Source organism: Ideonella azotifigens (assembly GCF_006519715.1).
GTDB classification, from domain to species: Bacteria; Pseudomonadota; Gammaproteobacteria; order Burkholderiales; family Burkholderiaceae_C; genus Ideonella; species Ideonella azotifigens.
Map to the genome: position 1 here is coordinate 1 of NZ_VIDT01000627.1, position 3,274 is coordinate 3,274.

Annotated in this window: 2 protein-coding genes; both read right to left on the reverse strand. The window is 66.9% G+C overall.

What is annotated here, in order from left to right:
• The coding region (locus FKP22_RS25270) for an LPS-assembly lipoprotein LptE (protein ID WP_233446965.1) at positions 1-473 on the reverse strand (473 nt) is incomplete at its 3' end.
• Positions 474-489: 16 nt separating this feature from the next.
• Positions 490-3,141 (reverse strand): leucine--tRNA ligase, encoded by a 2,652-nt coding sequence (gene leuS, locus FKP22_RS25275; protein ID WP_141290475.1) that lies wholly within the window; start codon positions 3,139-3,141, stop codon positions 490-492.
• Positions 3,142-3,274 lie beyond the last annotated feature (133 nt).

The following is a 3,274-nucleotide window of genomic DNA, read 5'->3' on the forward strand; positions in this document are numbered from 1 at the left end:
AGCATGCGCAGCAGCTGGCGCGCCATGTCGGCGCGCATGTCGTGCAGCAGCGTGGCCTCTTCGGTCTGCTTGGCCAGCGCCGCGGTTTCGGTGTAGCTCATGTCGCGGCTCTGTTCCAGCTCGGTGTCGCCCAGCAGCACCGTGCCGTCCGGCCGGGTGAGGCGGAACTTCAGCAGCACGCGCAGCCGGAATTCACGCACCTGGCCGGCCGAGGTGGAGGCTGCGACGGTGCGCTCCAGCTTGTCCTCCATCGCCGCCAGCACCACCTGGGCCTGGGCCGGGCTGTCGACGATCTTGGTGCCGCTGGGCAGCGCCAGCCGCACGGCTTCTGGCATTTCGGAATGGCGCGCGAAGCCGGTCAGCGCAATGCGCTGGTAGGGCAGCTGCGGCGGCTGCCGCAGCTCGAAGCCACAACCAGCCAGCGACGCAGCGGCCAGCAGCGCCACGAGGGCGCCGCGGCGCGAAGACAGCAAGCGCGCGGCCACCCGCTCAGACCACCACATTGACGAGCCGGCCCGGCACCACGATCACCTTCTTCGGCGGCTTGCCTTCGGTGAACTTCTGCAGCTCCGGGTCGGAAAGCGCGGCCATTGCCGCGGCTTCGATCGCGGCCTTGTCGGCACTCGCCGGCACCTTCACCGCGCCGCGCAGCTTGCCGTTGATCTGCAGCACCAGTTCCAGTTCGTCCTGCACCAGCGCGGCCTCGTCGACCAGCGGCCAAGGCGCGTCCAGCAGGTCACCCAGGCGGTCCGCGTAACCGAGCTGGGTCCACAGCGCGTGCGTGACATGCGGGCAGGCTGGGTACAGGCCGCGCAGCAGCACCGAGAAGCCTTCGCGCAGCACCGCGCTGTCGCCGGCGCTGCCGGTGGACTTGAAGCCTTCGAGCGCGTTCAGCAGCTTCATTGCGCCGGAGACCACGGTGTTGTATTGCATGCGCTCGTAGTCGTACGAGATCTGCTTGAGCACCAGGTGCACTTCGCGGCGCAGCGCCTTGGCGTCGGCCGACAGTTCGGCGGCGGTGTCGCTCGCGGACTTCAGTGCGTCGGTGTTCTTGGCGCCAAAGCCCCACACGCGCTTCAGGAATCGGTGCGCGCCTTCCACGGCGGCGTCGTTCCACTCCAGCGTCTGCTCCGGCGGGGCGGCGAACATCACGAACAGGCGCGCTGTGTCGGCGCCGTAGCGGTCGATCAGCGTCTGCGGGTCGATGCCGTTGTTCTTGGACTTCGACATGGTCGTCATCTCGTACTCGACCGGCGAGCCGTCGGACTTCAGCTTGTAGCCTTCGACTGCGCCCTTGTCGTTGAGCACGGTCTCGACGTCCTGCTCCCAGAAGTAGTTCTTGCCAGCGTCGGCCGGCTTCTGGAAATAGGCACCCTTGAGCACCATGCCCTGGGTCAGCAGGTTCTTGAACGGCTCGCCAAACTTGACCAGCTTCAGGTCGCGCATCACCTTGGTCCAGAAGCGCGCGTACAGCAGGTGCAGGATCGCGTGTTCGATGCCACCGATGTACTGGTCCATCGGCATCCAGTAGTCGGTGCCGGCGCCGACCATCTGCTGCTCGTTCGTCGGGTCGCAGTAGCGCATGAAGTACCACGACGAATCGACGAAGGTGTCCAGCGTGTCCGTCTCGCGGCGCGCAGGCTTGCCGCACTTCGGGCAGCCCACGTTCAGGAAGCCGGCGTGCTTGTTCAGCGGGTTGCCCGAGCCGTCCGGGATCAGGTCTTCCGGCAACACCACCGGCAGGTCCTGCTCGGGCACCGGCACCACACCGCAATCGTCGCAGTGGATGATGGGGATCGGCGTGCCCCAGAAGCGCTGGCGGCTGACACCCCAGTCGCGCAGGCGCCAGGTGGTCTTCTTTTCGCCCAGACCCTTGGCGCCGACGAGTTCCGCGACCTTGCTGACGGCCGCCTTCTGGCCCAGGCCGTCCAGCTCACCCGAGTTCACGCAGACGCACTTCTGCTTGTCGCCATACCAGTCGGCCCAGGCCTCGGTGGAGAAGGTCTCGCCTTCGACGGCCACCACCTGCTGGATCGCGATGCCGTACTTCTTCGCGAACGCGAAGTCGCGCTCGTCATGTGCCGGCACGCCCATCACCGCGCCGTCGCCATAGCTCATCAGCACATAGTTGCCGACCCACACCGGCACTTGCGCGCCGGTGAGAGGGTGGGTGACGAGCAGCGCGGTCTTCACGCCCTTCTTTTCCTGCGTGGCCAGCTCGGCTTCCGTCGTGCCGCCCTGCGCGCATTCGGCAATGAAGGCGGCCACTTCGGGCTGGCTGGCGGCGGCGTGCGCGGCCAGCGGGTGCTCCGGCGCCACGGCGCAGAAGGTCACGCCCATGATGGTGTCGGCGCGGGTCGTGAACACGAACAGCTTGCCGCCCTGGATCAGCCCGCCGTCGGCGCTGGCGATCTCGTGCGGGAACGCAAAGCGCACGCCTTCGCTCTTGCCGATCCAGTTTTCCTGCATCAGCCGCACGCGCTCGGGCCAGCCGCTGAGGTACTCGGGGTCGCTCGGGTCGGTCACGGCCGACAGCAGCTCCTCGGCGTACTTGGTGATGTTCAGGTAGTAGCCCGGGATCTCGCGCTTTTCCACCGGCGCGCCGGAGCGCCAGCCGTGGCCGTCGATCACCTGCTCGTTGGCGAGCACGGTCATGTCCACCGGGTCCCAGTTGACGATCTGCGTGCGGCGCTCGCAGATGCCCGCTTCGAGCATCTTCAGGAACAGCCACTGGTTCCACTTGTAGTACGAGGGCTGGCAGGTGGCAACCTCGCGCGACCAGTCGATCGCCAGGCCCATGGCCTGCATCTGCAGCTTCATGTGCGCGATGTTGGAATACGTCCACTGAGCCGGCGGCACCTTGTTCTTGATCGCGGCGTTCTCGGCCGGCAGGCCGAAGGCGTCCCAGCCCATGGGCATCAGCACGTTCATGCCCTTCATGCGCAGCTGGCGCGTGAGCATGTCGTTGATCGTGTAGTTGCGCACATGGCCCATGTGCAGCTTGCCCGAGGGATAGGGCAGCATCGAGCAGGCGTAGAACTTGGGCTTGTTCTGGTCTTCGCTCACGCGGTAGGCGTCGTTCGCGTGCCAGTGCGCCTGGGCGGCCGACTCGACTTCGGCGGGGACGTATTTCTCGTTCATCGGCAAATTATCGCGCGTGGCTGGCCGCCGGGCCTTTTGGCATCATGCGCGCCAACAAGGGAGAGGACCGCCACCGGCGGGCACACGCATGCAGCAGTACATCCACCGAGCGCTGGCCGCCACCGCGCTGGGG